Source organism: uncultured Thiodictyon sp. (genome assembly GCF_903828115.1).
Classification (GTDB): Bacteria; Pseudomonadota; Gammaproteobacteria; order Chromatiales; family Chromatiaceae; genus Thiodictyon.
Genome location: NZ_CAIKKU010000404.1, coordinates 1 through 5,879, shown reverse-complemented (window position 1 = coordinate 5,879; position 5,879 = coordinate 1). Strand labels below are relative to the sequence as shown.

Below are 5,879 nucleotides of genomic sequence, written 5' to 3'. Positions count from 1 at the left end.
GCCGGGCTGGAACTGGATCGGATTCTGGGGCATGGCCGCGTCCTCGCCGGTGGGTTACCTTAAGTATGGACCCCCAGGCTCAAATTTGTGAGGCTAACGACCGCCGACCGATCGCCGGCTGAGTTTCGACGCTAATCACCTTCAATTTTATTGATCAGGAAACTCCTGATGTTCTGACCGCAATCAGACAAGCACCTTGGATTCGTAAAACCTACGCGGTCGTTGATGGCCAGCAACGCCTTGTAACGCTCTATCTGCTGTCGATTTTGCAGGAACTGCTGTGTCCAGCAATCCCTATGAGACCGTTTCCCAACTTGTTTCAAATTAGATTGGTCGGTAATGACTTCTTGCCTCGAATCATTCTTGGAACGAATGGAGATCATACCTTCTTTAGAGTTCTTGTTGACTGGCTATTTTCCCAAAATCCAGGAGCGATCGGCGCTACGCAAATTCGATCGCATGTTGCTGGATTGCCATTAGCCCTGCACTGCCCATCATCACGCCGACTTAGAGACGCAGTTCTTCTGCTGTTAGACTACTTCTTTCTGCCTGTGATCGCGCCTTCCGCGCGTCTGGCTGCAGCGCATAATATAAAAATGGGTCTCACAGAACTCGATACACAGTATGCCTTAACGTCTTTTATTACTCTGAATGATCGCGGCAAGGCCCTGACGATTCTGGAGAAGTTGAAGGCCCTTTGGCTTCAACGGGCCGTAGCCATAGGTAATTTTCATCTTACCGTGCCAATCCATGGCGTATTTGGCGACCTATACCGGCTAGCCGATTCATGCGTTCATGTTGGCCTGAAAAAGGGCTTGGGTGAGGCTGAAGACTTCCTGGCGCAACTGCTCTACCATTGGTTGGATATGACAAGACCGCAGCACGAGGTTTGGTTCAGCGCCGAAAAAGTTTACGAGTGGTTTATTGCCTCTGACCCCGCAGCGGACGTTTCTGGTTGGGTTGCTGCGGCACAACAAATCCACTTACAGTTAAACCATCTTTGCACTGAATACCTTGAACCCGCTGCGCAGCAGGCACAACAGCCATCGATTCACTTTCCGGGAACTTCCACGCTTTTTTGCGACTACCACTCGCTTCTTGTCAGGCTGGAGTTGCCCAATCATTTGCTGGCGCTGTTGCTCATGTTTCGGCAACTGCACCCTCGCTTCGAGTGGCATGACCGCCACACATTCCCATTTGCGGTGAATCCGCTTCTGGCCCAGCCCATCTGTAGTCTACTGCAGGTCGAAAAAAATGAGATCGCCGGACTGGGGGGCAACGCCAATGGCGCATTGCAGAGTTATTACGATGAATTAGAGGCAGGGTCCCGCAACAACTGCAATAACCTGACCGAGTCCGGGCAACTGGTCAGTCGTGATAAATCCATGCTCGAAGCCATCGAAAGAATCGCAGTCCTGGCGTGGAAAGAAGGCTCAAACCCGCGGGCAGGGTTTACTCACCAATGTGCCGCCACATTCACGCCTCAGTATAATCCCGGCGACTTCGTTTCATCGTGGTATGCGTTCTGTAACCAGGGGGGCACTTACGACTCATGGTACATCGAGAAATTGTGCAATCGAAACGCACCGGTGTCGCAATATTATCTGTTGTATGAATGGGAGCGACACCTGATTGCTAGGGCAGGCGGCCAGAAAGTGCTTCCGGGAGTTATTGGCTGCCTCGCGCAACAGAGTGGTATCGAGCTTGAGCATATTCTTCCGGCCGCTTGGGAAGAAACAATTGTCAATAGCGGACAGACATTTCCCCAATGGGGTTTTCGCGATCCGACACAGTTCCAGCGCAGCATGCTGGAGCGTATAGGAAATAAAGCGCTATTGTGGGGTAACTGTAATGTGGTTGTTGGAAATGATCACCCGAATATCAAGGCGACGCACTATACCGGCGGCACTTGCAACCACAATCCAAATGCGCCTTCCTTGATACAAATCGAGAAAGTCGGTCAGGAGATCATTAGACTCGGGGCCGGGCCCAGCCCGCTATTCAAAATATATGTTGAGCTTCGCTGTGCGGAGATTGCCAAGTTCGCATTGAGACGGTTCTGTTGAAGTTGAGGCTGCGGGTATCGCATCCCTCCTCGACGCCGATCCTCAGACAGCCCGGCAGGAAGACCTCGTCGCCGATGTTGCGCAAGCGCTGAGGGTATCGAGGTTCAGGACACGCGAAGGCGCTGCGGCAGGAGCGGTGACCGGCTTCAGGTCGCGAGGCGGTCAAAGACCGGTTGCAGGTCGGCCGGCTTTGGGATCTGGCGAAGTATCTCAATACGGCGTCTTGCCTCGGACATCTGCCCAAACAGCTTGGTCATGGCGGGACTCACGACTTGCTGCCAGAAATACTTGCCGTGGACCCATTGCGCATACTGTTGACTGACCGGTGCGGCGCGAGTGCGTGCGAGTTGGGTCTCGAAGTCGGCGAAGATGCGCTCCGGGTCGAGTAACTCATCCCAGTCGCGCAGAATGCGGCGAACCTCGTCATCATCCTGTGCGGTTTCCAGGCTATCTTCGGACGCCAGTGCCTCTTTGAATCCCAAGGCGCGCAGTCCGGTCCAGAGCGGGGTGACCACCATCCAGAGTGCGCCGTGGCGGATATAGCGATCCAGTTGCGCATGGAGCACAGTTTCAAGGGTCGCTTGGCCGCCTGTGATGGTCTCTTGTTGGACTACTGGAATGGCTGGCCACAGCTCGCCTGGGTCGATCAGATAGTTCTCAAGGCAGAAGCGCGGCAGTACCAGCAGGTTGGATCGCTTGCGCGTGTTCGCTTCGATGACGGTTTGATCCCATTCGTCGCGGTCCACCAGACCGAGCCAATGGGGTTCCAAGTCCAAGAGACGCAGGAGCTGCGATTTGCTGCCTGCCTGAGCAATGGCCCAATGGGTTTCCCAGTCTGGGACAAAGCGATTCAGCAAGATCTGCCAGGCGGTGACATCATCGCTGCCTTCCACCAGGAATACGCGCTTCTCTTGCGCGCCAACAAACTCTTGGCGAATTCGGTCCCGGATTTCGTTAATGTTCACTCCGGTGCTCCGAGCAGGATGCGCTGCCCGAGTGCCTCATAACGGCTCCAGATATCCGGAACGTGGGAGGTGATAAACAGTTGCCCGTCGCGCGCGGTAACCATCTGCTCTAACCGGGAGAGGAAGCCGGGGATGAGCGACGGGTGCAGGTGCAGGTCAGGTTCGTCGATCAGGACGATGCCGCCGGGTTCGAGCCAGCGACCGACCATGTAGATCTGGATCAATACCTGATGTTCGCCCGCGCTCAGATCATCGAGACCATGGACGCTGTCCGCGCGGTCGTCGAGTGTGACGCGAATGCGGTTTTCACCTACCCTGACCTCAGTGCGGATCGCCTTGCCGGAGAGGAATCCGTTCATGTCATGCACCAGGCCGAAAAAGCGTTCCGGTGCCGCGGCCTTCAACGCCAGCAGCGACGCTTCCAACTGGCCCTCCCACTGCTCGGAGGCGTGGTAGCCGGCGAGCCAGCGCTGCCCCAGATCGTCCGGTTTGATCTCTCCCATCCCGCGGCGTGGCTTCACCCACCGCCGCTCTTCGGCGTCCAGGAAGATGAGGTTTGGCGATCCGCCGCCCGCGGGGGAGACGAGCATTCGGTGACGTGCCTCGGCCCAGTCGTCCAGCCGAAGACCCTGCGGGCGCCAGATCAGTTCGCGGCTCGCTGAGCGTCCGTTGGCGGAGCGGGGCACGCGTTCGCCGACTAAGGCGTGATCGGGATAGCGCCGGTCCAGGGTGTCGACAAAATCGCTGGTGCCGTGGACCAGGACCAGGGGCGAGGCCCCGCAGGGCGTTTGCTCCAAGACCAGCGCAAAGCCGCCCCACTGGCGCAACCAGTCGTGGTCGCTGGTACGGGCCGGCAGTGGGCTGCGCGCATGGAGCCAATGGCCGAAGGCTCCCCACAGGGTGGCGGTGGCACGCAGCATGACGGACTTGCCGGTGCCGTTGGGGCCGCTGAACAGCACCCGCGGTGCGATCTGGTCGCTCCAGGAGTCTTTGAGATCGAAGACTTGGCTGGCGAGCGGACCGGCGTCTTGGGTGTGGATGGAGCGGATCTTCATGGGGCTCAGTCGCCGGTGGAGCTGTTGGGTGAGTGTAGTCCGTTAAGTCACGCAAGGGCGAGGCCAACCCGTCTGAGTCGGGTCTCGACCGGCTGAAGCCTCGACCTCCGGTTGCCTGGCCCGATGCGTTCCGCCAGGCACGCGGGTTCAGCGCGCGGGCGGGGACATGGCCAGGCGCCGCGGACGATGAAAAAGTCCGGCGTGGGAGGGCTTGCGCTGCGACGAGGCGACGGTAGTTTGCGCGGGCCGTCGCGGCTGAAGCCGCTCCCACAGCGTCGCTGCGCGACCTTTACGGAAGCGCTTCGACGTTCGGTCTTTGGGGCTAGCCCAGCAACTGCTCCACTACCCGGCCGACTTGCTCGATGCGCTGGGTGGGGTCGGACAGGTCCCGGAAGAAGCGCAGCTTGTCCCCACCGTCCAACTTGTATTCCTTCGGCCTGGTCTGAATGAGCTTGATCAGTCGGGTCGGGTCGACCTTGGTATCGCTGCCGAAGATGACCCGCCCGCCCGCGGGACCGGCCTCGATCTTTTTGATGCCGTAGGGCTGGACGGTGAGCTTGATCTCGGTAATCGCCATCAGGTTCTTGGCCGGATCGGGCAGCAGGCCGAAGCGGTCGATCATTTCCACTTGAATCTCGCGCAAGGCCTCCTGGTCCTTGGCGCTGGCGATACGCTTGTACATGACGAGTCGCGTATGGACATCGGGCAGATAATCGCTGGGCAGCAGCGCGGGCAGCCCCAGGTCGATCTCGGCGCCATGGTCCAGGGGCCGATCGAGTTCGGGGGTGCGCCCGGCCTTGAGTGCCTGTACCGCCCGCTCCAGCAGATCCATATAGAGCGAGAAGCCGATCTCGTGGATCTGGCCGGATTGCTCATCGCCCAGGAGTTCACCGGCACCGCGGATCTCCAGGTCATGGGTGGCGAGCGTAAAGCCGGCACCCAGGTCTTCCATGGACTCGATCGCCTCCAGGCGCTTCTTGGCGTCCTCGGTCATCTGCTTGGGTGGGGGCGTGATCAGATAGGCATAGGCGCGATGGTGTGAGCGCCCGACCCGGCCGCGCAATTGGTGCAGTTGCGCCAGCCCCAGCTTGTCCGCGCGGTTGATGACGATGGTATTGGCGCTGGGGACGTCGATGCCGCTCTCGATGATGGTGGTGCACACCAGGACATTGAAGCGCTGGTGATAGAAGTCGCGCATGATGCGCTCCAGATCGCGCTCGCGCAGTTGGCCGTGGGCGACCTGGATGCGGGCCTCGGGGATCAGGGCCTCGAGCTTCTGGGCCTGATTCTCGATCGTTTCCACCTCGTTGTGGAGGAAATAGACCTGACCGCCGCGTTTCAATTCGCGCAGCACGGCCTCTTGAATGAGTGCATCGTTCCAGGGGCTGACGAAGGTCTTGATGGGATGGCGCTCGACCGGCGGGGTGGCGATGATGGACAGGTCACGCAGGCCCGACATCGCCATATTGAGCGTGCGCGGGATGGGGGTGGCGGTGAGGGTCAAGACATCGACCTCGGCGCGCAGTGACTTCATCTGCTCCTTGTGGCGCACCCCGAAGCGGTGTTCCTCGTCGATGATGACGAGCCCGAGGTCCTTGAACTTGACGCCCGGCTGCAGCAGGCGGTGGGTGCCGACGACGATGTCCACTTTGCCGGACGCCAGCCCGTCCAGCGCAATCTTCGACTGCGCGCCCGCGCGGAAGCGCGAGAGCAGCTCGATCTTCACGGGCCAGTCGGCGAAGCGGTCGGCGAACGTCTCGAAGTGCTGCTGTGCCAGGAGTGTCGTCGGCACG

Annotated in this window: 4 protein-coding genes; 1 reads left to right on the top strand and 3 read right to left on the bottom strand. The window is 59.4% G+C overall.

Annotated elements, in window-relative coordinates; genetic code table 11:
• Window positions 1-329: 329 nt before the first annotated feature.
• Window positions 330-2,066, top strand: coding sequence for a hypothetical protein (locus QZY48_RS14845; RefSeq protein WP_295432087.1), 1,737 nt, complete (start codon window positions 330-332; stop codon window positions 2,064-2,066).
• Window positions 2,067-2,212: 146 nt separating this feature from the next.
• Here QZY48_RS14845 and QZY48_RS14840 read toward each other — a convergent pair whose 3' ends face one another.
• From QZY48_RS14840 to QZY48_RS14830, 3 genes are all read right to left on the bottom strand, one after another.
• Window positions 2,213-3,031, bottom strand: a complete 819-nt coding sequence (locus QZY48_RS14840) for a DUF4435 domain-containing protein (protein ID WP_295432085.1) — start codon at window positions 3,029-3,031, stop codon at window positions 2,213-2,215.
• Window positions 3,028-4,086 (bottom strand): AAA family ATPase, encoded by a 1,059-nt coding sequence (locus QZY48_RS14835; protein WP_295432083.1) that lies wholly within the window; start codon window positions 4,084-4,086, stop codon window positions 3,028-3,030. The genes QZY48_RS14840 and QZY48_RS14835 overlap by 4 nt, the downstream gene beginning before the upstream one ends.
• Before the next feature lie 322 nt (window positions 4,087-4,408).
• Window positions 4,409-5,879: TRCF domain-containing protein (locus QZY48_RS14830; protein ID WP_295432082.1), on the bottom strand; the 1,471-nt coding region annotated here is incomplete at its 5' end.

Coding starts and splice junctions, on each gene's coding strand:
- QZY48_RS14835 (WP_295432083.1), bottom strand. CDS start 4,086: ATGAAGATCCGCTCCATCCACACCCAAGACGCCGGTCCGCTCGCCAGC.